Here is a 24,499-nt window from a genome sequence, read left to right on the forward strand (position 1 = left end):
GTTAAACCTGCTTAATTTCTTTTACATTTGCATTTTTATCAACAGTAAGAACACCCGTATATTCAATCAGTTCAATCTCACAGTTTGCTCCTACTGTAACATTGTTTCCTCTTACCGTTCTTATGTGAGCATAATCAATATCGATATTGTCACCTTCTAATAGTTCAGCTTCTAACTGCAAGCCAAATACTGTTTTAAATAGCCTACTAAATGTACCTGATCTATGTCTTACTTTAATCGTTTGACCACCAATTTCTTTCGCTCGACATGTACCGTGAATATTTATATTAATTTCATCTGCGCTTAATAAACCACCGATTGTAAATTGTCCTTCTGAAGAAAAAGTATCCACTTCACAATTACCGTCAATTGTAGCTTGACCATTGACTTTAAATTCTTCACCAGTAACATTTCCACCTATCGTACCTTTTCCTGCAATTTTCAAACTGTTTGCTTTTACATTTTGCGTAATTGTTGCTTTTCCATCAATTCGCATCGTTTCAGCATGAACTGTGCCATCAACTTTACCAGATCCGCTAATTCGTGCACTGCTACTTTTCAAATCGCCAGTAACTGCACCGTAACCGTTACATTCAAATTGCTCACATTCAACATTTCCATTCACAGTTCCTTTTCCGTTTAATTGCACTTTATGAAACTCGCCACCATTCGATGAACCGTAACCATTTATAATCAAATTATCTGTACGCATACTTTCTCCTCCACTACAACAATTTAGTTTTTAATGCTTCGGTATATTTCATAATCGCTTCGCGTAAAACGATTTTGGTGCCTTTTTCAAAAATTAAATCGTCCACGTTTGAAACTAATAAACATGTCGAAATACCTAACTTTCGGACAATGATTAAGTCACAAGTTTTATGTTTCATTGCTTCATAATTTTCACGTAAAACTTGCAAGACCATTTTTCCTTCTTCTAAACTAATCTCTCCTGATTGTAGTAATTCTTCTAACATGTACACATAAAGAATGTCTACAAATTGAAACTCTGCTGTTTTATTCGTTTGTTCTATGAAAAATTGTAAAACTGGTTCTGATGCAATCCCCTTGCGTAAAATCTCTTCCTTTGTTAAAAGAATTTCTCTCACACTCGGTGAAAACATGTTCGCTAGTTCATCAAGTGATAAATCCTCTTTCATCGTTTGGATTTTATCGATACGCTCTAATATCTTTTCTTTCGGAAAAAATGTCTCTTGACCTGTAAACGTTGATTTTCGTACAAACCAATCTTCCGGAATTAAATTTTTTCTTTTCCACCTATATAACTGTCCGTATGAAATACCAGTTAGTTCTAATAAATCTTTTTTTGAAATTAAATCTGTACTCAACTGTATAACACTCCTTCCTGATAACAATGTAACATAACACTGTTACGCTGTAAATAGACTTTTATCACAAGTAGCGTAACAATGTGTAAAACAAACCTATTCTCACATACAAAAAGGCTCTTACACATCTTATGAAAATGTGCAAAAGCCCTTATATATCAAGATTTAAACCAAATATTATAAAAATCAATCCAACCTTGTGAATTAATCATTATATTTTGAACTTTTTCATGTGTACTTACCTCTTGTTTATTACGATATAAAGGAATAATATGAATTTGACGTAACAAAGTATCCTCGATATCGCGTAACAGTGTAACTCTTTTCTCTAATTCTTCTTGTCTAAAATAAGGAGACAACTTTTCATGAAAGTCCATGCTGCTTTGTCCATGAATAAAACTATTTTTTGTAAGAAACATATATAATAAACTATCTTCTATTCGTTCACTTATTGTGGCACTATCATGCATCATATCGGCCTTTTGTATCGTACTTACTTCCAATAGCTCTTCTATCTCAAGAAAATTATTTTCTACACGAATCCCGTACTTCGCACACTCTTTTTGTATCCATTGTGCATCTTCAACATGATCTCGTCCTGTAAATGTGTAGAGTTGTAGCACTTCACTATGATAAGTACTCCTTTTAATTAAACTTTCGATATCTTCGTCAATATCTACTATGCTTTCATTTGCTAATATTAGTTTCTTTGCCACTTCTCCACGTTCTCCGTCGAGTTCTTGAACGATTGTATAACCATGAATGATTTGATATAACGCTTTCCGAAATAACGCATCTTGCATTGGTCCTTCTTTCGTAAGATTACATGTTATATATGTCACGTTCGACTCAAGCCGAGACAATTCTTTATTATATTTTTCTTTATCTTTATACTGCGCCTTTACTAAAACATCGTATGTACTTACACCTTGTTCTACATTCCACAACTCAATACGATCTAAAAAAGGTCTTTCACGAAAATATAAAGGATGTCCTTCTAAAATGAACAGATTTTCATTACTTTTATATAATTGAAAAGGCCCTGTTCCAATTAACCCTCCTGCTTCATCTTCATTCACGATAGAACACTGTTCTGCACTTAGCATATGTAAAAACATTCGATTTTCCGTATGTAATTGAATTTCGAAAACGTAGTCATCCACTGAACGGATATTTTCAACGTGTTGTAACATCCATGCGTGTGCATTATTTTCCAGCTTCATAAATCGATTCAACGAGTATATAACATCATGTGCAGTAAGTTGTTTTCCATTATGAAAGTGAACTCCTTTTCGTAAGTAAAACGTCCATATTTTTTCAGCGTCATTATATTCCCAGTGAAATGCAAGTCTTGGCTCTATAATGTTTGTATTACCGTCTACATACACGAGTGTGTCGAATATATGTTTTACCATATGGCATTCTGAACGCATTGTAGCGTATACAGGATCTAATGTGATATCTAAATTCATTTGTACTTGCAACCGGAGTACATCTCTTCTCCCTTCAGATGTCATTTCAACCTTATGACCAAATATTGAATCCACCCAGGAGTGATATTCTCCCTTTACCGATGGAAAATGTGAGCTATAGCGTTCCACAAATATGCTTCCGCTTTTCACATCCCCTTTTTTCGTTATTTCTTTTCCTCTATCTAAAATTAAAGACATCGGGTGCTTTTGAAATATTAACTTAGAACGATTTCCTCTGCCGCGACCTGGAAACCACTTAATCCAATTTAACTCATCTAATTTTTTTATAATTAATTTACTATTACGCTCTGTACAAAATAGTGTTCTAGATATATTTTGCACTGTTACTTCCAATCGTTCTCCCTCTTTTTTCCCTTTTCCATAAGCAATCCATAGTTCAATGTATTGATCTAAAATAAACATCATACTCCCCCTAAAAGGTGAAAAATACTCCCTATTGTTTCTACCCTTTTTCCAACTCTCCTTTCATCTTATCATTTCAATATAGAAAGGAGGAATTAATATTGAATTATCTCTTACTTCGTTACAATAAACCTATTTTTATTAGACTGTGCGGTGAATTATTAACCCGAACGACTGAATCTATGTTAGCTCTCATTATGATTATTTACGTCAATAAAATGTTAAACGGCAATGTAATAATAACTATGCTGATTTTCGGACTGCAGCCACTTTCAGACATTTTATTTACACTTATTGCTGGAGGAATTACTGATAAATATGGCCGAAAAAAGATTATGTTACTCGGATTATTACTACAAGGTGTTGCAATCGGTAGTTTCGTTTTCGCTCAATCCGTTTTTATATTTGCACTGTTATATGTCATTAATGGTATTGGCCGTTCCTTATACATTCCAGCTCAGCGTGCACAAATTGCTGATTTAACAAAACAAGAGCAGCAAGCAGAGATTTTTGCTCTCCTACAAACGATGGGAGCAATCGGATCCGTAGTCGGCCCTTTAATCGGTGCAAGTTTTTATAATACTCACCCAGAATATTTATTTATCGTGCAAAGTGTAACTCTTACGATATATGCTGTTGTTGTTTGGACCCAGCTCCCAGAAACTGTTCCACCTATAAGTAAGTCGAAACAAACAGTTGAGGCAAGTTCACCAAAGCAATTTGTTTTTAAACATTACGCCATATTCGGTCTTATGGTTTCTACACTTCCTATTAGCTTTTTTTATGCACAAACTGAGACGAATTATCGTATTTTTGCAGAACATGTATTTCCTAATCTCGTATTCATACTCGCATTTATTTCAACATGCAAAGCCATTTTGGAAATCATTCTACAAATCTTCCTCGTAAAATGGTCTGAACGATTTTCTATGGCGAAAATCATCCTTATTTCTTACGCCTGCTATACAATAGCTGCAGTTGGCTTTAGTTATTCAACGACGATATTGTCGTTATTCTTCACCTTACTCTTTTTAGTCATTGGAGAAAGTATTGCTCTAAACCATTTATTACGATTCGTTTCAGAAATTGCACCTCATGATAAACGTGGTTTATATTTTTCAATTTACGGTATACACTGGGATATATCTCGAACGTGTGGACCAGTTATTGGTGCAGTTATATTAAGTAAGTTAAATGGAAGTATGCTGTTTTATATTTGTGCTAGCTTCTTATTAGTTGGAGGTATTGTTCAAGCGCTATTTGTTCAAAGTTTGGAACGTAAAAAAATCGTGAACCATCCTACACATAATTTATAGGTTACTACTTTTTCAGTAAATCAACATTTCTTATTGGATAAATGCTAAAAAATAAAAGTGAAGTATTTCGCATATGAAAGTATGTTTTATATGACAGGAGACGTTCCTTGTTTACAACTAAAAACACCTCACTTCAAGAAAGTGAGGTGTTTTTGAAATCACTTAATTTCTTATCCTGCCATTTTATTAATACTATCCTCTGGCGAAAATACGGAAATATGATCGACCTTACCAGTCGATTTTGGAATGACAAATTTCAATTCATACTGGTTATTTACTTTGTATACATATATTTTATCTTCACCATTCTCTTTAACTGAAGATGGTTTTCCTAATGCTTTTTCAATTTCTTGTAATGTAATCAATTTTAGTTCTGCATGATATGAGCGTACATCAAAAACTTGTGACCCTTTATTAAATCCGAAAACAACATTTTTATTTGTAAAAGTTGCGTACATTCCATTCCCTGCATATTCGGTTTTATTTGCTTTCCCCCACGCTTTTTCAATTTCTTCAATATCCCCTGTATGGGCTCCAAATGGCACATTAGGTACCTTTCCTTCTTTTGCTAGTTCAAACAAATCTTTAACGTGGTTAATTGATTTTTGATTAAGTGTTCTATCTTTCGAATCTTGCTCAGCTGATGGTTTTGTTGTTTTTTCATTACTTGGTTTTGCTTCAAGATTTTTCTTTTCTTCTGAAGAATTGCTTTGTTCATTTTTATGATTTTCCGAGGCTGGATTTGCTTCCTTTTTTTCGTCTGTCCCTTTACATGCTGCTAATGCAAATGTGCATGTAAAAGCAAGAAATAACATAACTATTTTCAAATATACCTTCATCATTTTTACCCCCTATTGTATTTTATTCATTTCGATAATCAACCGGATGCGAAGTATAGTATTAATTAAGGACTTCTAATTCTAAATCGTCACTTTCCCATAATTTTAAAAAACTTGGAATTATATTGTTAATCATCGTATTCATCTCCTTCTTTAAACCTTCTCTTCTCAATGATAATATCCTCTATCTATAACTTAAAACATGCTGTCACAACAGCTCCTTGAAACAAAAAAACCAGTAGGAAGTGATTACTCTTTTCCTACTGGTTGAAATGAAATTAAACGGTAAATCTTAGCTTCTTAAAAAATGTAGCGATAGTGTTTTTTACTGTTTCAAAATTATAAGCAAACGTGTTATCTCCACTTAATGATGAAATACATGTTAAACCTGCAGCTTTAATAAAAGCTTTTACATCTACAAGCATAGAATTAGCCTCCAAGAATTTAATTACAATCATTATAACAGGTGTTTTACGACGCTAACATGAAAGTAATAAATAAATTTCTATTATTAATTTATCTCGCTATTTGCCGGGCAGTAAGATCCCCACCTCAAAATTCAGCGGAAACAAAGAAGTTAGGTGGGGGCCCTGCTACCCGTAAAAGCTAAATTGGTGAGGGCTGATAATCAGTGGGAATGAACAAAACCCCCACTGATTAAAATTTCACCTTATTTAGCTTACAGTACACCATTTCAATGTCATATAAAAAAGCTGCCCAAAAAGAGCAGCTTCAAATATGTATATTACACTTCGATTGATTTACCATCTTCAACAATATGATAAAGTAAATGCGCTAAATGATGAATTGGACCGTATTCTTCCTCTTCCTCATCTGTTTCGCCTTGGAATTCAAGATCGTTTAAGTATAGTGCTAAAAATTGATAGTATAGTTTTAAATCAAATCCGTAGCATGCAGTTGGTTCTTCATGATCCCCTTCATATTGTAACATTAAGTATTGATCATTTCCTTCTGCATCTTCTGCATCAAAGAATACGAAGAAGCCAACGTTTGTATCTAAATCAAATAAATGACGAGTACCTTTTTCAGTTGCTTTATTGAAGTCCTCTTCACTTAATTTATGTACTGTTGTCGCTTTTGCATTATCTTCTTGATGGAAATTTACTGTAAATGATTTCAATGCTGACACCTCCTGATTGTATAATACTAGCATAACATATAAAAAGGACTGCTTACAAATGTAAACAGTCCTTACATTCATTTTCGCATTGCTCGTAATAAGAAACTTACGATGAAAATTAAAATAATCGCACCGATTAAAGCTGGAATAATTGCATATCCGCCAATGACTGGACCAAAACTACCAAGTAATTTCGAACCAACCCAAGAACCGATAATACCAGCAATAATATTACCAATTACACCACCAGGTACGTCCTTTCCAGTAATTAAGCTCGCAAGCCATCCTAATATACCACCGACGATTAAAGACCAAATCATATAATAACCTCCTTTACATTTCACCAATCAAAATATAATTAGAAACAATTGCTTACCATTAGTTATGTGACATTTTTCATAAGTTATTCATGTTGTTCAACTTTAAGATTTTTGAGAATAATACACACAGATTAAACCTTTTTTTGAACTAACGATTTATCCGACTTGTTATTACACACATTAAGAACAATCTGGCTTCAATATTGTTCGCATAAACTCTTCTTTAAAAGCTGCATAGTTAAAACCAACAGCAATTCTTTGAATCGGCCGATCATCAAACCTTGTTGGCTCAGCTATTTTTCTAAAGTCTGCTACACTTTGGCCCCTAGTCACATCATTTGTCGTACTAATCCACACTGCCGATTTTTTATATTCGAAAATACTGTCATTTATAAACGAGATAAACGGTAGTAAATCGTGTATAGGACTTCCACCAATACCCGGATATTCTTTTTTATAGAAATTCTCATAATAAAAATCAATCATTGGTTTAATGAGTTTCGCCTGTCCAGTTCCTTGTTTATCTATTATATTGGCCATTTCAGGCGTAATAAGCGCGCCCTGTGTTACATTTAACGGGTATATGCTAGCGTTTTTCGCATATTTCATAACAATATTTGCTGCAATTGGATCACCATAAAAATTCGCTTCAGATACTGGTGTAACATTACCTGGAAATAGGAAAGCGCCGCCCATTATATAATACGAACAAATACGATCCATTATATTTGGATACAATAAAAATAACGTAGCAAGCGTCGTTAGTCTCCCTGTCGCCACAATTATAATATCTTCTGGACAAGGTTCGATTAATTTGATTAATTCACAAAAATTTTCTCGTTTACAAATTCTCATCTCAGGTGGAATAATAGGACCTAAACCGTGATCCCCGTGGATTTCAGGGAAAAACAAAGGCTCTTCAGCTGTCATCGGTCTACTCGCACCTTCAATAATTTTCACTTGTGTAGCATAGTACCTTTCTAAAAAATAAACATTTTCCGTAACGATATCTCGTGATACATTCCCGTACTCAGCAACAATACCTAGAATATCTAATTTACATGTTTTATTTGCATAAATTAACGCTACGGCGTCATCAATACCAAAGTCTCCAAAAAAGATAATTTTCTTATTAACTATTCTCACCCCTCTTAAGCATAATCTACTATTATTATTATGTGAAAAAGACAAGGCGGTGAAACAGCGCAAACTAAAAAAGTCGCCTATTTATTGGCGACTTCAATCTTTTTATAAGACAAATATGCAAGTACATTTTTACTTGAATCGTATTTCGGGTTATTTCCTTTTCTCGGCTCTCTCATATGTGTCTTTTCAAATCCAGGAATGTCTGGCATTTTCCCCATAAATTCAAGCATTTCTTCCTCAGAACCTTCAATGCGTACACGAATCATTATAACTATTCCTCAATTCTCAGTTTCTCTGTACTAAGTATATCGTACTTCAGAAAGACTGCAACACATTTATCTTTTTAACGTTGTACTTTTTTTACATATAAACATAGCCATTTCAGTATAGAACGATTCTACTTTATTATTTTTAAATTGAATATTAAAATATCCCTTCATTTCGTTTGGTGCTTTCATCATACATTCTGTTAATTTTTCACGCTTTTGTAAAGGGACATCCATCATATTACACCACCAGTCAAAATCAAACTTCTTATCAAAAGTAAGACATGACTGCATTTGCAAACCGTTTTTTTCTAATAAAGTAAGCCATTCTGTCTTTTTTAGAGCTCGTTCATGACTTGGGTCTCGCTTTTTTTCTATAAAATTATAAAATGTATCATATTCATTATTTTCTGGCGAAACATTATCTATTAAGATGAATAATCCATTATCCTTCAATGTACGATTTACTTCATAAATAAATTGAGCCGGATTCGTAAAATGATGGGCTGCAATCCGGCATGTGATTGTATCAAAAAAATGGGCTGCAAATGGTAAATCCTCTGCGTTTCCTGCTACAAAAGATACATTTTCATGCCCATTCTGCTTTATAAAAATTTTGGCTTTTTCTAACATCTGTTCTGTCAAATCAAGTGCAACTACTTCTTCAAACATGGGTGCTAACATATTTGCCACATGTCCGCCACCAGTGGCAACATCAAGAAGACGATTATTATGACGAGACTCAACTTGTTGAACTACATATTGTAAATCCAGTCCTTTAGCATGTATTTTACTATTTACATATTTATCTGCATTACTGCCAAACTGTTTTTTCACAAGCTCTTCTTTACTCATATTATCATCTTCTTTCTATTATTATTTACATATACGACTCATATAATTATTACAATTCTCTTCATGTATTTTCAAATCCTCTTTTCATCTCACTTCTCATAACATTCTCTTATAATCAAAATAATATGATTATACGTTCTTCTATTAAACAAAAAAAGGCTACGGGAACTTGCCCCCTAACCTGACTAAATATTTACTACATTTTTATTTCTTCGTATATATCTATATAATACAAATCCTCTTTCAACTTCATAATAACATCTACTTCGTTATAAGTAGCCTCACGAGCATGTAAACCAAATTGATCCATACCAATCCATATCCACCCAGGTGTACGATATAAAACATCTATATTAAAATAATCTAATTTAGTAAGCTCCGATGTAATAAATTTATCTTTATTAGCGATTTGTTTATCTATTAAACCATATTCTTTTCCATTTTCAAATAGCGATATAAATTTCCCTACAATCGGATGTTCACGAACAATAAAATGATATTCTTTTTCCTCTATATTTACCACAATCAAACGAGAAACAGATAAATCAGGCCCTGAATTCGACATATTCGTTTATTCACCTCCTTATATAGGCTTCTTAAATATGATAACAAATGAATATTCAAATTAAGTTAATGTAATGTAAAAAATAAAAAAGCTGAGTTCCCTTTAGAAATCAGCCTTTATAATTTGATCAACTTTATTCTTTTACAAATTATTATAATGTTTCTTTTTCCTCATCATTTCCGGAAACTAAACTTCCTATAGCATCCGCTGTTACTTCCACTACAAATTCACAAATACCAGCTACAACTTCTCCAATTATTTCATCCATCTTTTTACCCCCCTTATTTTATGTAACTTATTTGTAGTATAGAAGAAATTGGTGAATGTAAACTATCGAAAAAGGTGACATAAACCTTACAGAATTGTAAGCTCTTTCATTCCTTTACTTAGCCCCTTTGAAACTCCAAGTATTTTTAGCAGACATATAGGCCATTATAATACGAAGCAAGTAATAATCTAGTGTCAGGAGGCGTTTAATATGTATTACGTAAAATTAATTAAAGGTCAATCTTTCTACGCTTTTGATCATCGTTTCTTAGTGTCTGAAGAAGAAGAGGTTTCAGAGAAAATTTATAATTACTTACGACGTAATGAATTTTTTGAAGTACGTAAAGAAGAATATTCTGCTTAATTACAAAAAGCATTAAGAAAAATATCATCTTATTGTGATATATTCTTGATGCTTTTATGTGAATTACTTCTTTCCAACACTTGTTTTCGACTTTATTAAAATATTCTAGTATTTGTCCAAACTACTCATCCTGTAAGTAAAACTGATGAAACAACTTTTGTAGTCCCTTTTTCTCCAAATAAAGCAATTGTACGTACAAACATTTCAAGCTATAGATCAAAACGTTGGCAGTGGGACACACGAATATTCATTAACTGTAGAAAACCTTACTAGTGGTGCAAGTGCAGAAGTTGTTGGTCCTCTATCTTTTAGCGCTTTATATATTGGACAAGAGCGTAAATGTTGCTAAGTGAAATTAATGTTTAATTTTATATTTATCCTTACTTTCTATTAGCTTTAATCATAATTTTTTTGCGTTTTGATTCACTTATTTCATCAATTAATACATCAAATTTTTTACAAATCAAAAAGATTGAAATCCAATTATGAAACACGTAATATAGACTCTGACTCTAAAAAAGTTTGTATAAAAATACTACATAAATAAGGAGGTTTTATATACGAGTTTTTCATTTTAAAAGACGGAGAGGTTTTATGTTATGTGGCGTAATAAAAACGTTTGGATTGTTTTAATTGGGGAGTTTATTGCAGGTCTAGGATTATGGCTTGGTATTCTTGGCAACCTTGAATTTATGCAAAAATATGTCCCTTCTGATTTCATGAAATCAGTTATATTATTTATCGGACTATTAGCCGGTGTTCTAGTTGGACCTATGGCTGGCCGTGTCATCGATCAGTATGAAAAGAAAAAAGTTCTTCTTTACGCTGGGTTTGGTCGAGTTTTAAGTGTTATTTTTATGTTTTTCGCTATTCAATTTGAAAGTATCGCATTTATGATCGCATTTATGGTTGCTCTTCAAATTTCAGCAGCATTTTATTTCCCTGCATTACAATCTGTAATTCCACTCATCGTACGTGAGCATGAGTTATTACAAATGAACGGTATACATATGAATGTTGGTACAATTGCTCGTATTGCAGGTACTTCACTAGGTGGAATTCTTTTAGTTGTGATGAGTTTACAGTACATGTATGCCTTCTCAATGGCAGCATACGCCTTATTATTCCTCTCGACTTTCTTCCTACAATTCGAAGACAAGAAATCAACAACACCAAGTAAACAAGCTGCAAAAGATAATAGCTTTATGGAAGTATTTCGTATTTTAAAAGGAATTCCTATTGCTTTTACAGCACTTATATTAAGTATCATCCCTCTATTATTTATAGCTGGGTTTAATTTAATGGTTATTAACATTAGCGAAATGCAACATGATCCTACGATTAAAGGGTTCATATATACAATTGAAGGTGTCGCATTTATGTTAGGTGCCTTCGTAATTAAACGTCTATCTGATCATTTCAAACCTGAAAAATTACTATATTTCTTCGCAGTTTGTACTGCTTTTGCACACCTGTCATTGTTCTTTAGCGATATAAAATGGATGGCTCTTACATCATTTGGTTTGTTTGGGTTTAGTGTTGGCTGCTTCTTCCCTATTATGTCGACGATTTTCCAAACGAAAGTGGAAAAAAGTTATCACGGTCGCCTCTTCTCATTCCGTAATATGTTTGAGAGGGTTATGTTCCAAATCGTCTTACTTGGCACAGGCTTCTTCTTAGATACAATTGGGTTACAATATATGGTTCTCATCTTCGGAGTCGTTTCATTATTGATTATTTCTATTTCCCTTTCTAAGCAGAAACATTATGAAAAACAGCATTCGCAATCTGCGAATTTATAAAATAAACAAAGAAGTATGGATCTAATATTGAATCCATACTTCTTTGTTTTATAATACGCCTATTTATTACGTTTATTGAAATTACCTAAAGGAGTATCCCCCTTTTATTTCGAATAGATTATAAAAAGTACTCTTTATAAAAGGAGTGGTAAAATGTCTGATGGCATCGAAGTATTTATTGTCCTGCTCTTTGCAATTGCTCTGTTTAGCATCCTAAACTTTTTAGCCATTTCCTTATCTGGACATAGTTTTAAAAAAAGAATCGTGGCAGGTTTCATATTTTTACTACTGACTCCCATTATTTTTTTGACTATCGCAACATTTGCTTCTATATTCGATAAAGCAGGATTTGGCGCAGGTACGTTAGCCTTTATGATCGCAAGCGTATATATATTAAATGGAATAGTGATTCTGCTTTCTTCTTTATTTATCCTCAAAAAAGACATAACATAGGCTATAGTACTAGCATGAATCTGACTTTACACTAGATTCATGCTTATTTAATTTCTCTTAAATTTTTATATGAAATTAAATAATTCTTTAAAAAAATTTAAACTTTATTTATTATAATATCCCTATCGTATTCGCACGTTTATTCAAATTTAAAAGAAAGGAGTACAAAATGAAAAAGGTTCTACTTACAATTCCTATACTAATCATCCTACTTAGTGGATGCAGCAATAACGATATATACGGTTCTTGGGAAGTCGTTGACAATAAAAAAGGTGAATGCCCTGTATATTATAAATTTGAAACAGTTGTCAAAAAAGAAAATAAAGAGAAGATTGTGCAAAATTTAGTAGAAATGCAAACAACAAAGAATAAAGACGATTTATATAAAGGCTCATTTGTCAAAAATTCTAATGTATATCACATTGATTATGGTAATTCATTTACATCGGACCAAACTTTAAAAGTTGCCGACGGTACACTAAATGTATACTTTTTGACAGCCGAAAAATTATGCACATATAAAAAGAAATGATTACATTTCAGAGGAGACGCAGAAAATATTTTCTGCGTTATTTCACTTTAGAAATCGGCCACAAAAATAGCCCTTGTTTTCGTATTCTTTTTCATTCAAAACATGAGAAATATACTTAATAAAAACTAGAAAATACCTTAAGTTATATAAAATGAATCCTATAATAGACATTTCAATTAACACATCTACGCTATTTACATCGATACTTTTCAAAATAGGCTAATCCTTCCTCTAAATTTGTCAATCATTTTAATTTTCATAAAAAAATGATAAAATATAAACATGTGTTTTCAGAATAATTAAAAACACAGAATGAAAGCATTCCAATCTTCTATATTTAGTGAATTAGGAGCCTATAAAAAAGAAAAAATTGCAGCAGGTCATAACATGATTGATTTGAGCATCGGAAATCCTGATATGCCGCCCGCTGATTTTGTAAGAGAAACAATGGTACATACAGCGAGTGAAAAAGAGAGCTACGGGTATACATTATCAGGTATTCAAGAATTTCACGAAGCTGTAACTGAATATTACAACAACACTCATAACGTTTTATTACATGCGGATAAAGAGGTTTTATTATTAATGGGTTCACAAGACGGGCTCGTTCATTTACCTATGGTTTATGCAAATCCAGGTGATATTATATTAGTTCCTGATCCAGGATATACAGCTTATGAAACAGGTATTCAAATGGCTGGTGCAACATCTTACTACATGCCTTTAAAGAAAGAGAATGATTTCTTACCAAACTTAGAAGTCATCCCTGAAGAAATTGCCGATCAAGCGAAGATGATGATTTTAAACTTCCCAGGAAATCCCGTTCCAGCAATGGCTCATGAAGATTTCTTTAAAGAAGTAATCGCATTCGCGAAAAAGCATAATATTATCGTTGTCCATGATTTTGCTTATGCCGAATTTTATTTTGATGGTAATAAGCCAATTAGCTTCCTCTCTGTACCTGGTGCTAAAGAAGTTGGCGTAGAAATCAATTCTTTGTCAAAAAGTTATAGTTTAGCAGGTAGCCGTATTGGATATATGATTGGAAACGAAGAAATTGTTCGTGCACTTACTCAATTTAAATCTAATACCGATTACGGTGTATTTTTACCAATTCAAAAAGCGGCATCTGCAGCACTAAGAAATGGCGCTGCATTTTGTGAGAAAAACCGCAATATTTATCAAGAACGGAGAGATACTTTAGTCGATGGATTCCGAACATTTGGCTGGAATGTCGATAAGCCAGCTGGTAGTATGTTTGTCTGGGCAGAAATTCCACAAGGATGGACTTCTCTAGACTTCGCTTATGCATTAATGGATCGTGCGAATGTCGTTGTTACACCTGGTCATGCATTTGGACCTCACGGAGAAGGCTTCGTACGTATTGCACTCGTTCAAGATAAAGAAGTGTTGCAACAAGTTGTTGAAAACATTAGAAATAGCGGCATTTTCGTCCTTGAAAAAGTAAATGAATTAGTTAAAAATTAATTCCGGCTCCCCTGCTTAACTTTAGCAGGGGTATTATTAATTGGAGGTACTTTCATATGCATATTAAAGACACACTTCCCCATCGTTATCCATTTTTAATGATTGATAAAGTAACAAATGTAAAACAAGATGAATTCGTTACAGGATATAAACTCATTACAAATAACGAATGGTTTATAAATGATAGTCACAAACATATGCCTCATATGTTAATTGTAGAAGCACTTGCTCAGCTTAGTGCATTTGTACATACAAGTGATTCTGAAGGACTAGGATTCCTCTCCTCTTTAGATGGAGTTGAATTCCACGGAAAAGCATATCCCGGTGATAAACTTGATTTACATTATGAGCTAACGCGCAATCGCCGAGGTTTTGTTCTTGGTAAAGGTATTGCAACTGTAAACGACCAGCCTATTGTAACTATAGAAAAACTATTAATATATCAAGCAGATTAAAGTGTTCCTTATATCAGTTGGAAATATCTATTCTCAACCGATTAAGTAAATAGGAAAACATATTACGTAGTTAGGAGCAGGAAAATGGAACGTACTATCGGTATCGATGCTGGAGGCACATTAACGAAAATAGCTTATTTTAACAAAAAAAAGCTATTAACTTTTGAAAAATTTTATTCGCATGAACAACATAAAATAATAGATTGGATTAAAAACAACAATGGCATAAAACAAATATGTATTACGGGTGGTAAATCGAAACTATTACAGCAACTGCTTACAGGTTCATATAAAATAATAGAGCTAAGCGAATTTGAAGCTACTCTTGCAGGTGTCCAATTCATATTAAAAGAAGAACAACATACTATAAACAATTTTATTTTAACCAATATCGGTACAGGTACTTCTATCCATTATGTTTATAATGAACAATATATTCGCGCTGGTGGAACCGGAGTTGGCGGTGGGACTATTATGGGACTCTCAAAATTGTTAACAAATATAGATCATTTTGAAGATATAATACCTCTAACAAAAGTAGGATCTAGAAAAGAGCTAGATATTACGGTTGGAGATATTTATGGTGGTATTCTTTCCCCTATCGATAATAACTTAACTGCTAGTAACTTCGGAAAAGCAGCCATTACAGAATCAAATAATAGTAGCTCCGATATACTAGCTACTGTACAAGGACTTGTCGGTGAAGTCGTTACTGCATTAAGCCTTCAATTCGCTGAAACAAAAAACATTGAACATATTATTTATATTGGTTCGACTTTATGTAATAACGTACAACTTCAACATATTATTAGTAGCTACACCGAATATCAAAATAAAACACCAATCTTTTTACAAGATGGTGGTAATAGCGGTGCAATTGGTGCATTACTTCATGCTACGAAATAAAAAGCTGACTTTTGTCAGCTTTTTAGAAATGGCACTTCAAATTCAATAATTGATTCCCCGTTCTCTCCAATTCGCTCCACGCTTATTCTATCAATCACACAATTTAACTTCCCATGAAAACTAGGAATCTCCTTCACTACTTCAGCAGCTAATTCGGCACTTTCTTTTCTTCCGACTGTTACATGCGGGATGTACGGAATGTCTTCTTTCAAAAATTGTAATAAAGGTCCTGTATATAGAATATTATGTAGTTCCTCTATTTGTTCTTTCCCCTTTTCAACTCGTAAAAACAAATATTCTCTTTCACTTGTAATTTGATTCGTAAATTCAATTTCTATATTCTGTATCGGTTTTGATACATTTATAATATGTAATTTCAGCTCATCATTTGAAATCGAACTTTCAAATGGGAATACAATTGTAATATGCGGTAAAATTAATCCAAATAAAGGATCATGTTTTTGCCTAATGTCCTCGATTTCGCTAATGAACATGTTGTTTAGAAAAAGTAAAATTGTACGCATTTTTATCCCCTCAACTTTTCCTCATTATAATATGTATCATATTCTATGACAGCCTGCCCTTCAACAACTTGTTTTGCTTACCTGTAAAAATAAAAAAACTTCTCAAATGAGAAGTTTTCATATAGCATGATTATTATTTTCCCGCCAAACTTTTCTAAACTTTATATAACAGGCAATTCTCCAAGGAAAAATATACGATACTGCAACAACATAAAATAATAAACCTATTGTTTGCTGATCTAAGTCAACAATATATTTTCTTGAACCGTATCTCAAAACGACAAGTGCAATAAAAGTAATTAAAAAAGCTGCACTTTTTTTCGTATAAATATTCCCATCATCTCTTCGTTCATAATTTGTTAATACTATAAGCGGCACAGCAAAAAGTACACCAATGAATACCGCTATACTTACTTGCAATATAGCTGGATGTACGGGACTTAAAAACCATACAATACCTGGTGTTAAAAATAGTAATGGCCATAAAATACGTTTTCCCGATCCCTTTATTGACTTATGCATGGAGCGATAACGACGCCAAAATATTAGTAGTGCAATGCATAAAAAGACGGTTATTAGTGAGGACGTGTCTCCCATATATTTTCCTTCTCCCTAAAAAAATAATCTATCACTATTTTAAACTGTTCGTTCAAATGATACTTTACGAATAAATATACTACTAGTTATGATATAAAGAATTGTTAATCCAATTGAAATAACAATAAAATAAGGGATATCTATTAAAGATACATCATTTGTAAATAACAATCCTTTTATCCCTACTTCTCCATACAGCACACTATTTGTTGAAAGGAAAAGCGACCCACCAATCATGAGACCAATCCATTGAAATCTTTGCTTAAAAATTACTACTACTTGAAAGAAACATGCTATCGTAACATAAAATAAAAATTGTAAAATAAACTGTTGTATTAATTGCTCTCCAAAGTTAACATTTACTAAGTTATATTTTATATCTTGTAAAAACAGTATTTGAAGGAATGAAAACAATGCGGATTGCAACACAATATAACAAATCGCTCCGATAAAATATTGTATTCTCGTTATACCAAATGAAACTGCTAAACGAAATAAATCATCTTGAACAATGAAAACACTCCCTACTATAAAAATCATAATTGCAATTGAAGGATTATTGATAATTTCGGGTAAATAACCAACTTTCGCTTCATTTAAATGAGCAGCATATAAAGCTCCTTTTATTAATAAAGCTACAATCCAAAATATTAAAATTGCTTTATAATGAAAATTTATATGTAACCTCAATTGTTTCATTAACATCGTCATTCCACTTCACCACCAGTCATGTGAATAAATAGTTTTTGTAATGTAATTCTATCAATTACTAAACCTTCTTTTTCAAGAGAGTAACAATCTTCATTAGAAAGCTCTTCCCATATAACAGCAATACCTTTATTCCCATAAATTTCTTTATTTATAACTTTTTTATTAATCAAGAACTCCTCCACTTTACCTTTTTGCCCTGAAATAATATGACCTTGTTGCAATAAATCTTCCACTGTTGATTGAACAACAAGTGCACCTTCTTTTATGATAATTACTTCTTCAATAACATGGGTTACTTCTTCTACCAGATGTGTTGATAATATAATTGTTCTGGGATACTCCCCGTAATCTTCTAGTAGTAAACTATAAAATAACTCACGATGTGCTGCGTCTAATCCTGTAGTTGGTTCATCAAAAATAGTAATTGTCGCTCTGCTTGCTAACCCTTTAATAATTCCTACAACTGTTTGCATGCCATGAGATAGTTTATGGTATTTCTCTGTTATATTAAGCTGAAATTTACCCGCCAGTTCTTCAGCAAACTTCTGATCCCAATTTTTATAAAACATGTTACATATCTTAAAAATTTCTTTTACGCTATAACTTAAATGAGACTCTTCTTTTACTCTAACGAAACAAATATTTTGCATCGCTTTACTATTTTCAAAAACATCTTCACCAAATATTGATACACTTCCACTACTTGAAGTAATTTGTCCTGCTAGTAAATTTAATAAAGTCGTTTTCCCTGCTCCGTTCCTTCCAAGCAAACCATATATTTTATTCTCTTCCAATGAAATCGTTACTTCATTTACAGCTATTTTCTTTTTATACTTTTTCGTTACATCTTTCGTTTCAAGTGCAATCATCCCTCTTTCCCCTCCTTCGTAATCTTTTGAATCATATCCATCAATTCATCTTTTGATATTTCTAGTACTTTCGCTTCTTCCCACACTTTAGGTAAATATTCAGTCATAAAAGTATTTTGTCTTTTTTTTAGTACAACTTCTTTTGCTCCTTTTGCAACAAACATCCCGATCCCTCTCTTTTTATATAAAATCCCCTCATCCACTAATACATTCACCCCTTTAGCTGCGGTAGCCGGATTTATTTGTAACATCTTCGCAAATTGATTTGTCGATGGAACTTGTTCTTCTTCAAGCAATATGTCTTTTAAAATATCAGATTCAATCGTTTCTGCAATTTGTATGTATATTAATTTATTTTGTTCTAGAGTCGGCTTCACATTTTCACCACCTTAGGTTCATAGGTTCATTACTTATGTAATTAACCATATCACATAGAATTATTTTTTTCCATAAATTTCTTTTACAAAAAAGAGAGTCATTCAATTAAGAATGTCTCTCTTTCTAAAAATTCGAAGTTTCAACTCTTGTTCTCAAATTCTTTTCATTTATACCATTTTGACAAAAATTTAACTGTTGTCCCTCAATACATTTTGTACGATCTACTACTTGCCCTAAATGATAGCTTGTATGCTCAACCAAATGTAATAGACTTTGAAGATCAATATGCCTTTTTTCTTCCCAGACCTGTATATATGCTTTGCCCCACTCATCAAATATTTCTTCAACAGTTTTTAACAAAGCTTCAGAGCTTATTTGTTTCACTGGAAAATATTCTTCAATTCCATTTTCAAAAACTGTATTTGGATCCTTATAACGCCTTGTATTTCTCTGTAAATGTTCACAAATATGTAGTACGATTCCACCAATTGAATTAACAGAGGTCTCTTTTTTCCACAAATCTTCTTCACTAACGAGCCTAATTGCCTGTACTAATTTAGGTAAATAATGATCCTGTATTCTATGATAAGAAATTTTGTATACTAACTCCATCTTCTCCCCTCCATTATTTCAACTGGCTCACTGGATATTTAGCAAATAAAGATTTCCGAAAATCTTTATCTTCCACAAGCATTTTAATTTTTTCTTCATTGCCGTTAAAGAACTTTATAACTTTATTTTTATCCCATATATCTTTTTCTTTTGTAAAATCATCGAATTCCCTATGCAAAATTGATAACATTTCTTCCCTCGTTATCTTAAAGTTTTTATTTTCTATTTGAAACTCATAAGCTTTTGCGTTTGGTACTAAAATTACTAGATAGGTAGCATTAAAGAGAAAATTCTTCTTCATCGTATCTTTCTCATCAAACCAATACGTCTCAATCATTTCTTCTGTAAGAGCTCCACTCTCTTTTGCACCATAGTTCACTTTTATATTTTCATTTTCTAAACTTATACTTTGAACTGTTCCACCACCGGGTAAATGATTAATAATTGCAACCACATCTGAATTATTACCAACGTATGTCCCAGTATATTTCTTAAAATCATCTGACCTAACATCATATATATCTTTTATTCTTTCCCCGTTAGAACAAGCCGTAATGAATAAAAAAATTGTTAGCATAACGATTATGTTATGATGCATATATTTCATTTAGCATCCCCCATTTTTATCGATATTTCGTTAATTACAATATTTACTTTCAAATCCCTTTTTAAATATACGCATTTTAATCAAAATTAAAAATTTTCATTTTTTATGTTTACAATTATCCATTAATTGTATATACTTACTAACGTAAGAAAAAATTTCTAAAAGGAGGTCGAAGGAAATGATGAAATTACAATTACATGCATTAACTTTAGCGTTAACTGCACCTGTGTTTTCTGGACAATTAAATATGAATTCGACCACCCTAATGGAGAATTGAAAATCGTACTTTATTTCATTTAATTCATAAATTCGCCACAGGAGGTCGTATACTTTCCTGTGGCTTTTTCACGCCCAGCCATAGGAGAACTGTATCTTCCTGTGGTTTTTTTGCGCGATTTTTTAGTCTCTTACATTATTTTTCTAAGAAAGGAGCAACATTCAATGACTATTAGCGTATTGTTTTTAAGTATTACGATTCAAAGAAATACAATTTCCAAAGATGAAATTCTTCATAATGAGCAAATTGAAAAAGCTATGAATGATGTTAAGGAGCGCCAAGCACTTTACTGTGATCACCTGTAATTCCTTTTTGAAAGGAGGAATTCATTTATGACTTTTCATATTTTCTTTTTTACGACTGTGCTTCAAAAACATACTTTATCTGAAACTGAAATCAATCGTAAACAACAGTTAAAACAACTGACTGATAAAATAACTGACATTAAAAGTTCATACTACACTCAAATGTATTAAAAATATATTTTAAAGGGGTCATATATTCATGAAATTTAAAGCATTCTTTTTAACCATCACCATTCAAAAACGTAAGCTTTCACAGAAAGAGATTTTACGTGAACAACACATCCAAAGCATTATGGACGAAGTAAAAGAGCGCCAATCTTCTTATTACACTCGTCTTTTCTAAATCACTTATAAAGGGGTAATTATTTTATGAAATTTAAAGTATTCTTTTTAACCATTACCATTCAAAAAAATAAATTTTCCGAGTCTGAAATGCTTCATGAACGACAAATTAATCAGGCTATGGATTCTGTAAAAGAAAGACAAAGTCATTACTGTAGTCACCTATAATTTCTTATTACACTCGTTTTTTCTAAATCATTTATAAAGGGGCAATTATTTTATGAAATTTAAAGTATTCTTTTTAACCATTACCATTCAAAAAAATAAATTTTCTGAGTCTGAAATGCTTCATGAACGACAAATTAATCAGGCTATGAATTCTGTAAAAGAAAGACAAAGTCATTACTGTAGTCATCTGTAATTCCAATTCGAAAGGAGGAATTCACATATGAAGTTTCACCTTTTCTTTTTAACGATTACGATTCAAAAAGAAACAATATCTCAAAATGAATTAAAACAAGAAAGACAATATAAACAAGTTATTGATGAAATTCGAGATCGTAGAAGCAAGTACTACACTCACCTTTAATCGTTTAACTATATAGAATTGAAAGGAGTCGATTATGATGTTGATAGCACGCTGTAAGGAAATGATTTGGATAGTTCAGAGGGATTCCACATAGTTTTATAGAGCTTATATCACACAAGTTTATCACTGAATTTGATGTATAAAAAATATATAATAAAATCAAATCAACCCACTTTTAATTATTTATTTATAAACAAAAGATACACCACTTAAAAAGCGGTGTATCTTCCTCAGTTTTTACTATTTTCGGTTACTTCTCTTCGTCTTAAACAATCTCACTAAGTTCGAAACAACTGTTTTTGTTACTGCATAAACTGGTACTGCTAAAATCATTCCGATAATTCCCGCAAAGTTACCTACCCCTAAAATTAAAATAATAATTGTTAGTGGATGAATATTTAATTTCGAGCTCATAATACGTGGTGAAATAATATTACTTTCAAACTGTTGTACAATTGTTACGATAATAATTACGTATAAGGCTTGCATCGGAGATACGAACAGTCCTACAATAACAGCTGGTGCTGCCCCGATAAATGGACCTAAGTTAGGAATGATGTTTGTAAATGCTGCGATAATCCCTAAAACGAAAGCGTACGGTAAATCAATAATTAAATAACCGATAAAAGTAAACGCACCTACAAATATACAAACGAGCGCTTGCCCTTGAATATATGCAGATAATGTTTCGTTCGTTTCCTTAATGATACGAAGCCCCTCTTCACGGTAAGATTCTGGTAATAAACTTACCGCTTTTCCTGGAAAGGCATGTCCATCTTTAAACATGTAAAATAAAATGAACGGTACAGTAAATACAACTAATGCAACGTTCGTGATAATACCAAATAAAGCCGTTGCACTCGACGTAATTGTATTTGGTATATCTTTTAAGTATTCAATCGCATTTTTTTCAATTGTTTCAATGGAAACGTAGTTTTGTGTAGATAACCATTCAAACAACCTATGATGTGATAATTCTTGTATGTATACTTTTCCCTCTTTTATGTAGCCTGGCATATTTTTTACTAAGTCCATTAGCTGTTGTGAAATCGTAGGAACAACTACTCCAACGCCAACCGCAGTTAATGTTATGATAAAAAGATATAACAGCAATATCGCTAAATTTCTAGGTACTTTTTTATTCTCCAAAAAGATTAATACAGGATTAAATATAAAGTATAAAAAAAGCGCGATTAAGATTGGGAAAAATAATGTTGATATGAAGATACCAATCGGTTGAAATAAAAATGATATTTTTGTGCAAATAAATATGATTCCTACAACCATTAGCACTTCTAATGTCCAAAAGTGCACTTTTGATTTCAAAAAAATGGCCTCCTTTAAACTAGCACTTCTCTTCATTGTACCAAAATAAGTATGAATTTCACATAATATTTTCCTTTACAATATTCCAAAATACCAATAAATACACTACAATGAGATTACATACAAATTTGCAGGTAAAGGTGATAAAAATGACACAATGCATCATTTGCAGAAAAGATACGAAAGAACTTAGTGAACAATATGTCATTCCAGAAATATTATGTGGATATTATTTCACAAACTCAATTTGTGATACTTGTCATGAACAAATGACAACAAATATTGATCGCCCTTTAATTAGGCATAAATTGAGTCAATTTAAGATTGAACAAATGAAAAGACAAATTGATTCCCCACTCTATACGAATGAGCACGGTGAGGAACTTGCGGCTGCTGAGACTGATGTTGTCGAAGTAAGCGACGAAATTCTTTATTCTAATGCATTAATTATGAAACTATGTAAAAAGCACGATATTTCCTTACATAATGAAATTTGGAAAGAGGAACGTGTAACAAAAGTAGCGAGTTCTATTCAACGTGAATTACTATTAGATAACCGTAAATATAAAATGAGTATATTAAAAATGGCTTATACATTCGCTGTACAAGCAGTTGATGGCTACTTTGAAGATCAAGATGCAATTGATATTTCTACCATTCTCTCAAATGCAGATTTCGTGGAACTAAAAGAAAAAAGCATTGTACGTGATTTAAGCAAAAGTTCTTTATGGAATACGCTAAATACAAGTAGTGAAAATCATTACTTTATTTTACTTAGCGATAAAGACGGTCTGTTTTGCTTCATTCGCTTGTTTGACATCTTTGATGTTGTCGTTCATTTATCAGAAAAAAGATTTGACCTTCCATCACCCATTGTCGGTGTAAATAATGTGAATACACAGAAATTTTATGTCCAAAGTTTAAAACAGTATATGGATGGGCTGTTCAAAGAAAAAGCACCTACTATATAATAGATACCAGAACATACGGTCTCCTTTCTTGATGAAAAGACACTGTGTTATAATGAGTATGAAAAGAACAATACAATCACATAAACCAATTATAAATTGTAAATAAATAAAAAAGACTAGTGTGCGGCTACACACTAGTCCACGTAACTTAGCAGATTGGATTGTTCATTTATCCTATTTGTTTCTTACAAACAAAACAACCCACATTCTATAGGCATAGGTGGGTTGTTATTTTTTGAGCTTGTCTATTAAAACGACGACGAACGTTAACAATGCAACGAGAAACAGTCCACCCTGCAGTAGCAACGCTATTTCACTCACGTATTATCACCCCCCTCCTACTCGGAGAAGTGATAATTGAACAACCAACCGCACCTTAAGTTACCCTTTAATTTTACCATATTTTCTAATAATTTACGATGAAAACCCGCAAGCGAATAACTTGCGGATTTTTTATCCCGTATTAACAGACAGTAAACAAAATGAAGCAAT

General features: G+C 32.4%; 35 protein-coding genes and 1 pseudogene. 16 read left to right on the forward strand and 20 right to left on the reverse strand.

Annotated elements, in window-relative coordinates; translation table 11 throughout:
• Window position 1: 1 nt before the first annotated feature.
• The 3 genes from ACTFO4_RS15755 to ACTFO4_RS15765 form a co-directional block, all read right to left on the reverse strand.
• Window positions 2-712: a bactofilin family protein gene (locus ACTFO4_RS15755; protein ID WP_001258384.1), complete on the reverse strand. Its 711-nt coding sequence runs from the start codon at window positions 710-712 to the stop codon at window positions 2-4.
• Window positions 713-725: 13 nt separating this feature from the next.
• Window positions 726-1,349, reverse strand: coding sequence for a YhbD family protein (locus tag ACTFO4_RS15760; protein ID WP_000102257.1), 624 nt, complete (start codon window positions 1,347-1,349; stop codon window positions 726-728).
• Window positions 1,350-1,507: 158 nt separating this feature from the next.
• Entirely contained in the window at window positions 1,508-3,244 is a 1,737-nt protein-coding gene (locus ACTFO4_RS15765) for an SgrR family transcriptional regulator (RefSeq protein WP_088338525.1), read from the reverse strand.
• Between the two features lie 101 nt (window positions 3,245-3,345).
• Between ACTFO4_RS15765 and ACTFO4_RS15770 the strand changes: the two genes are divergently transcribed.
• The gene (locus ACTFO4_RS15770; RefSeq protein WP_001108464.1) at window positions 3,346-4,560 is read left to right on the forward strand and encodes an MDR family MFS transporter; all 1,215 of its coding nucleotides are present in this window, start codon (window positions 3,346-3,348) and stop codon (window positions 4,558-4,560) included.
• A 170-nt stretch (window positions 4,561-4,730) separates the two neighbouring features.
• Here ACTFO4_RS15770 and ACTFO4_RS15775 read toward each other — a convergent pair whose 3' ends face one another.
• From ACTFO4_RS15775 to ACTFO4_RS15810, 8 genes are all read right to left on the reverse strand, one after another.
• The gene (locus ACTFO4_RS15775) at window positions 4,731-5,402 is read right to left on the reverse strand and encodes a YjgB family protein (RefSeq protein ID WP_135277807.1); all 672 of its coding nucleotides are present in this window, start codon (window positions 5,400-5,402) and stop codon (window positions 4,731-4,733) included.
• A 275-nt stretch (window positions 5,403-5,677) separates the two neighbouring features.
• Window positions 5,678-5,824, reverse strand: coding sequence for a hypothetical protein (locus tag ACTFO4_RS15780; protein WP_000959548.1), 147 nt, complete (start codon window positions 5,822-5,824; stop codon window positions 5,678-5,680).
• Between the two features lie 320 nt (window positions 5,825-6,144).
• Window positions 6,145-6,540 (reverse strand): hypothetical protein, encoded by a 396-nt coding sequence (locus ACTFO4_RS15785; protein ID WP_000834883.1) that lies wholly within the window; start codon window positions 6,538-6,540, stop codon window positions 6,145-6,147.
• Window positions 6,541-6,617: 77 nt separating this feature from the next.
• A complete protein-coding gene (locus ACTFO4_RS15790; RefSeq protein ID WP_000638306.1) occupies window positions 6,618-6,860 on the reverse strand; it encodes a GlsB/YeaQ/YmgE family stress response membrane protein in 243 nt (80 codons plus the stop codon).
• Window positions 6,861-7,040: 180 nt separating this feature from the next.
• Window positions 7,041-8,006 carry a nucleoside hydrolase gene (locus tag ACTFO4_RS15795; RefSeq protein ID WP_001223682.1) on the reverse strand — a complete coding sequence of 322 codons (966 nt, stop codon included), beginning with the start codon at window positions 8,004-8,006 and terminating at the stop codon, window positions 7,041-7,043.
• 77 nt (window positions 8,007-8,083) lie between these two features.
• The gene (locus ACTFO4_RS15800) at window positions 8,084-8,272 is read right to left on the reverse strand and encodes a DUF3970 family protein (RefSeq protein ID WP_000621873.1); all 189 of its coding nucleotides are present in this window, start codon (window positions 8,270-8,272) and stop codon (window positions 8,084-8,086) included.
• A gap of 69 nt (window positions 8,273-8,341) precedes the next feature.
• Window positions 8,342-9,127, reverse strand: a complete 786-nt coding sequence (locus tag ACTFO4_RS15805; protein WP_000031299.1) for a class I SAM-dependent methyltransferase — start codon at window positions 9,125-9,127, stop codon at window positions 8,342-8,344.
• A 196-nt stretch (window positions 9,128-9,323) separates the two neighbouring features.
• Window positions 9,324-9,692, reverse strand: coding sequence for a hypothetical protein (locus ACTFO4_RS15810; protein ID WP_000071480.1), 369 nt, complete (start codon window positions 9,690-9,692; stop codon window positions 9,324-9,326).
• Window positions 9,693-10,170: 478 nt separating this feature from the next.
• On the opposite strand from ACTFO4_RS15810, the gene ACTFO4_RS15815 reads away from it, so the two are divergent.
• From ACTFO4_RS15815 to coaW, 8 genes and pseudogenes are all read left to right on the forward strand, one after another.
• Window positions 10,171-10,323 carry a YqbF domain-containing protein gene (locus tag ACTFO4_RS15815; protein ID WP_000291905.1) on the forward strand — a complete coding sequence of 51 codons (153 nt, stop codon included), beginning with the start codon at window positions 10,171-10,173 and terminating at the stop codon, window positions 10,321-10,323.
• A 181-nt stretch (window positions 10,324-10,504) separates the two neighbouring features.
• Window positions 10,505-10,672, forward strand: a pseudogene (gene exsC, locus ACTFO4_RS15820) (exosporium protein ExsC); the annotation flags it as partial.
• 250 nt (window positions 10,673-10,922) lie between these two features.
• The gene (locus ACTFO4_RS15825) at window positions 10,923-12,125 is read left to right on the forward strand and encodes an MFS transporter (protein ID WP_000269257.1); all 1,203 of its coding nucleotides are present in this window, start codon (window positions 10,923-10,925) and stop codon (window positions 12,123-12,125) included.
• 153 nt (window positions 12,126-12,278) lie between these two features.
• Window positions 12,279-12,578 (forward strand): hypothetical protein, encoded by a 300-nt coding sequence (locus ACTFO4_RS15830; RefSeq protein ID WP_001279462.1) that lies wholly within the window; start codon window positions 12,279-12,281, stop codon window positions 12,576-12,578.
• Window positions 12,579-12,747: 169 nt separating this feature from the next.
• Window positions 12,748-13,110: a hypothetical protein gene (locus ACTFO4_RS15835; protein WP_000757018.1), complete on the forward strand. Its 363-nt coding sequence runs from the start codon at window positions 12,748-12,750 to the stop codon at window positions 13,108-13,110.
• 312 nt (window positions 13,111-13,422) lie between these two features.
• Window positions 13,423-14,598 carry an LL-diaminopimelate aminotransferase gene (locus tag ACTFO4_RS15840; protein WP_440013912.1) on the forward strand — a complete coding sequence of 392 codons (1,176 nt, stop codon included), beginning with the start codon at window positions 13,423-13,425 and terminating at the stop codon, window positions 14,596-14,598.
• A 56-nt stretch (window positions 14,599-14,654) separates the two neighbouring features.
• Window positions 14,655-15,053, forward strand: coding sequence for a 3-hydroxyacyl-ACP dehydratase FabZ family protein (locus ACTFO4_RS15845; RefSeq protein ID WP_000547649.1), 399 nt, complete (start codon window positions 14,655-14,657; stop codon window positions 15,051-15,053).
• A gap of 84 nt (window positions 15,054-15,137) precedes the next feature.
• Window positions 15,138-15,959, forward strand: coding sequence for a type II pantothenate kinase (coaW, locus tag ACTFO4_RS15850; RefSeq protein WP_000442501.1), 822 nt, complete (start codon window positions 15,138-15,140; stop codon window positions 15,957-15,959).
• A gap of 14 nt (window positions 15,960-15,973) precedes the next feature.
• On the opposite strand, the gene ACTFO4_RS15855 is transcribed toward coaW, so the two are convergent.
• The 7 genes from ACTFO4_RS15855 to ACTFO4_RS15885 all read right to left on the reverse strand — a co-directional run bounded on the left by ACTFO4_RS15855 (window position 15,974) and on the right by ACTFO4_RS15885 (window position 20,257).
• A complete protein-coding gene (locus ACTFO4_RS15855) occupies window positions 15,974-16,483 on the reverse strand; it encodes a 2'-5' RNA ligase family protein (RefSeq protein WP_001259195.1) in 510 nt (169 codons plus the stop codon).
• Window positions 16,484-16,600: 117 nt separating this feature from the next.
• On the reverse strand, window positions 16,601-17,080 hold the full coding sequence (locus ACTFO4_RS15860) for a CcdC family protein (protein WP_075677176.1): 480 nt from the start codon (window positions 17,078-17,080) through the stop codon (window positions 16,601-16,603).
• 39 nt (window positions 17,081-17,119) lie between these two features.
• Entirely contained in the window at window positions 17,120-17,791 is a 672-nt protein-coding gene (locus ACTFO4_RS15865) for a DUF4052 domain-containing protein (RefSeq protein WP_000178200.1), read from the reverse strand.
• Window positions 17,788-18,660, reverse strand: a complete 873-nt coding sequence (locus ACTFO4_RS15870; RefSeq protein ID WP_000560921.1) for an ABC transporter ATP-binding protein — start codon at window positions 18,658-18,660, stop codon at window positions 17,788-17,790. Before ACTFO4_RS15870 ends, ACTFO4_RS15865 begins: the two co-directional genes overlap by 4 nt.
• Window positions 18,657-19,037, reverse strand: coding sequence for a GntR family transcriptional regulator (locus tag ACTFO4_RS15875; RefSeq protein WP_000805185.1), 381 nt, complete (start codon window positions 19,035-19,037; stop codon window positions 18,657-18,659). Before ACTFO4_RS15875 ends, ACTFO4_RS15870 begins: the two co-directional genes overlap by 4 nt.
• A 124-nt stretch (window positions 19,038-19,161) precedes the next feature.
• Window positions 19,162-19,650 (reverse strand): DinB family protein, encoded by a 489-nt coding sequence (locus ACTFO4_RS15880; RefSeq protein ID WP_440013914.1) that lies wholly within the window; start codon window positions 19,648-19,650, stop codon window positions 19,162-19,164.
• A gap of 13 nt (window positions 19,651-19,663) precedes the next feature.
• The gene (locus ACTFO4_RS15885; RefSeq protein ID WP_017673233.1) at window positions 19,664-20,257 is read right to left on the reverse strand and encodes a DUF4825 domain-containing protein; all 594 of its coding nucleotides are present in this window, start codon (window positions 20,255-20,257) and stop codon (window positions 19,664-19,666) included.
• Window positions 20,258-20,698: 441 nt separating this feature from the next.
• On the opposite strand from ACTFO4_RS15885, the gene ACTFO4_RS15890 reads away from it, so the two are divergent.
• Genes ACTFO4_RS15890 through ACTFO4_RS15915 form a run of 6 tightly spaced genes read left to right on the forward strand, consistent with a single transcriptional unit; the run spans window position 20,699 to window position 21,710 of the window.
• Window positions 20,699-20,839 (forward strand): YrzI family small protein, encoded by a 141-nt coding sequence (locus ACTFO4_RS15890; protein WP_000156193.1) that lies wholly within the window; start codon window positions 20,699-20,701, stop codon window positions 20,837-20,839.
• A 27-nt stretch (window positions 20,840-20,866) separates the two neighbouring features.
• Window positions 20,867-21,010, forward strand: coding sequence for a YrzI family small protein (locus tag ACTFO4_RS15895; protein ID WP_000142712.1), 144 nt, complete (start codon window positions 20,867-20,869; stop codon window positions 21,008-21,010).
• Window positions 21,011-21,038: 28 nt separating this feature from the next.
• The gene (locus ACTFO4_RS15900) at window positions 21,039-21,182 is read left to right on the forward strand and encodes a YrzI family small protein (protein ID WP_000668965.1); all 144 of its coding nucleotides are present in this window, start codon (window positions 21,039-21,041) and stop codon (window positions 21,180-21,182) included.
• A 26-nt stretch (window positions 21,183-21,208) separates the two neighbouring features.
• Window positions 21,209-21,349, forward strand: coding sequence for a YrzI family small protein (locus tag ACTFO4_RS15905; protein WP_000669805.1), 141 nt, complete (start codon window positions 21,209-21,211; stop codon window positions 21,347-21,349).
• 52 nt (window positions 21,350-21,401) lie between these two features.
• A complete protein-coding gene (locus ACTFO4_RS15910; protein ID WP_000669806.1) occupies window positions 21,402-21,542 on the forward strand; it encodes a YrzI family small protein in 141 nt (46 codons plus the stop codon).
• Between the two features lie 27 nt (window positions 21,543-21,569).
• Complete coding sequence (locus ACTFO4_RS15915) at window positions 21,570-21,710, forward strand: YrzI family small protein (protein WP_000668497.1); 141 nt, start codon at window positions 21,570-21,572, stop codon at window positions 21,708-21,710.
• Window positions 21,711-21,950: 240 nt separating this feature from the next.
• Here ACTFO4_RS15915 and ACTFO4_RS15920 read toward each other — a convergent pair whose 3' ends face one another.
• Complete coding sequence (locus ACTFO4_RS15920) at window positions 21,951-23,036, reverse strand: AI-2E family transporter (protein WP_000837892.1); 1,086 nt, start codon at window positions 23,034-23,036, stop codon at window positions 21,951-21,953.
• Window positions 23,037-23,185: 149 nt separating this feature from the next.
• On the opposite strand from ACTFO4_RS15920, the gene ACTFO4_RS15925 reads away from it, so the two are divergent.
• Window positions 23,186-24,007 carry an HNH endonuclease gene (locus ACTFO4_RS15925; RefSeq protein WP_000189709.1) on the forward strand — a complete coding sequence of 274 codons (822 nt, stop codon included), beginning with the start codon at window positions 23,186-23,188 and terminating at the stop codon, window positions 24,005-24,007.
• A 228-nt stretch (window positions 24,008-24,235) separates the two neighbouring features.
• On the opposite strand, the gene ACTFO4_RS15930 is transcribed toward ACTFO4_RS15925, so the two are convergent.
• Window positions 24,236-24,328 (reverse strand): putative holin-like toxin, encoded by a 93-nt coding sequence (locus ACTFO4_RS15930; RefSeq protein ID WP_001289320.1) that lies wholly within the window; start codon window positions 24,326-24,328, stop codon window positions 24,236-24,238.
• Between the last annotated feature and the right edge of the window lie 171 nt (window positions 24,329-24,499).

Source organism: Bacillus cereus group sp. MYBKT14-1, assembly GCF_051915185.1.
In the GTDB taxonomy this organism is placed as follows: Bacteria; Bacillota; Bacilli; order Bacillales; family Bacillaceae_G; genus Bacillus_A; species Bacillus_A cereus.

Bases quoted from the DNA above. Each gene is read 5' to 3' on its own strand.
- ACTFO4_RS15885 (WP_017673233.1), bottom strand. From the start codon at position 20,257: ATGAAATATATGCATCATAACATAATCGTTATGCTAACAATTTTTTTA.
- ACTFO4_RS15925 (WP_000189709.1), top strand. From the start codon at position 23,186: ATGACACAATGCATCATTTGCAGAAAAGATACGAAAGAACTTAGTGAA.
- ACTFO4_RS15815 (WP_000291905.1), top strand. From the start codon at position 10,171: ATGTATTACGTAAAATTAATTAAAGGTCAATCTTTCTACGCTTTTGAT.
- ACTFO4_RS15830 (WP_001279462.1), top strand. From the start codon at position 12,279: ATGTCTGATGGCATCGAAGTATTTATTGTCCTGCTCTTTGCAATTGCT.
- ACTFO4_RS15835 (WP_000757018.1), top strand. From the start codon at position 12,748: ATGAAAAAGGTTCTACTTACAATTCCTATACTAATCATCCTACTTAGT.
- ACTFO4_RS15890 (WP_000156193.1), top strand. From the start codon at position 20,699: ATGACTATTAGCGTATTGTTTTTAAGTATTACGATTCAAAGAAATACA.
- ACTFO4_RS15800 (WP_000621873.1), bottom strand. From the start codon at position 8,272: ATGATTCGTGTACGCATTGAAGGTTCTGAGGAAGAAATGCTTGAATTT.
- ACTFO4_RS15825 (WP_000269257.1), top strand. From the start codon at position 10,923: ATGTGGCGTAATAAAAACGTTTGGATTGTTTTAATTGGGGAGTTTATT.
- ACTFO4_RS15805 (WP_000031299.1), bottom strand. From the start codon at position 9,127: ATGAGTAAAGAAGAGCTTGTGAAAAAACAGTTTGGCAGTAATGCAGAT.
- ACTFO4_RS15895 (WP_000142712.1), top strand. From the start codon at position 20,867: ATGACTTTTCATATTTTCTTTTTTACGACTGTGCTTCAAAAACATACT.
- ACTFO4_RS15865 (WP_000178200.1), bottom strand. From the start codon at position 17,791: ATGACGATGTTAATGAAACAATTGAGGTTACATATAAATTTTCATTAT.
- ACTFO4_RS15880 (WP_440013914.1), bottom strand. From the start codon at position 19,650: ATGGAGTTAGTATACAAAATTTCTTATCATAGAATACAGGATCATTAT.
- coaW (WP_000442501.1), top strand. From the start codon at position 15,138: ATGGAACGTACTATCGGTATCGATGCTGGAGGCACATTAACGAAAATA.
- ACTFO4_RS15910 (WP_000669806.1), top strand. From the start codon at position 21,402: ATGAAATTTAAAGTATTCTTTTTAACCATTACCATTCAAAAAAATAAA.
- ACTFO4_RS15765 (WP_088338525.1), bottom strand. From the start codon at position 3,244: ATGTTTATTTTAGATCAATACATTGAACTATGGATTGCTTATGGAAAA.
- ACTFO4_RS15905 (WP_000669805.1), top strand. From the start codon at position 21,209: ATGAAATTTAAAGTATTCTTTTTAACCATTACCATTCAAAAAAATAAA.
- ACTFO4_RS15840 (WP_440013912.1), top strand. From the start codon at position 13,423: ATGAAAGCATTCCAATCTTCTATATTTAGTGAATTAGGAGCCTATAAA.
- ACTFO4_RS15755 (WP_001258384.1), bottom strand. From the start codon at position 712: ATGCGTACAGATAATTTGATTATAAATGGTTACGGTTCATCGAATGGT.
- ACTFO4_RS15780 (WP_000959548.1), bottom strand. From the start codon at position 5,824: ATGCTTGTAGATGTAAAAGCTTTTATTAAAGCTGCAGGTTTAACATGT.
- ACTFO4_RS15860 (WP_075677176.1), bottom strand. From the start codon at position 17,080: ATGGGAGACACGTCCTCACTAATAACCGTCTTTTTATGCATTGCACTA.
- ACTFO4_RS15900 (WP_000668965.1), top strand. From the start codon at position 21,039: ATGAAATTTAAAGCATTCTTTTTAACCATCACCATTCAAAAACGTAAG.
- ACTFO4_RS15790 (WP_000638306.1), bottom strand. From the start codon at position 6,860: ATGATTTGGTCTTTAATCGTCGGTGGTATATTAGGATGGCTTGCGAGC.
- ACTFO4_RS15845 (WP_000547649.1), top strand. From the start codon at position 14,655: ATGCATATTAAAGACACACTTCCCCATCGTTATCCATTTTTAATGATT.
- ACTFO4_RS15775 (WP_135277807.1), bottom strand. From the start codon at position 5,402: ATGATGAAGGTATATTTGAAAATAGTTATGTTATTTCTTGCTTTTACA.
- ACTFO4_RS15870 (WP_000560921.1), bottom strand. From the start codon at position 18,660: ATGATTGCACTTGAAACGAAAGATGTAACGAAAAAGTATAAAAAGAAA.
- ACTFO4_RS15855 (WP_001259195.1), bottom strand. From the start codon at position 16,483: ATGCGTACAATTTTACTTTTTCTAAACAACATGTTCATTAGCGAAATC.
- ACTFO4_RS15810 (WP_000071480.1), bottom strand. From the start codon at position 9,692: ATGTCGAATTCAGGGCCTGATTTATCTGTTTCTCGTTTGATTGTGGTA.
- ACTFO4_RS15915 (WP_000668497.1), top strand. From the start codon at position 21,570: ATGAAGTTTCACCTTTTCTTTTTAACGATTACGATTCAAAAAGAAACA.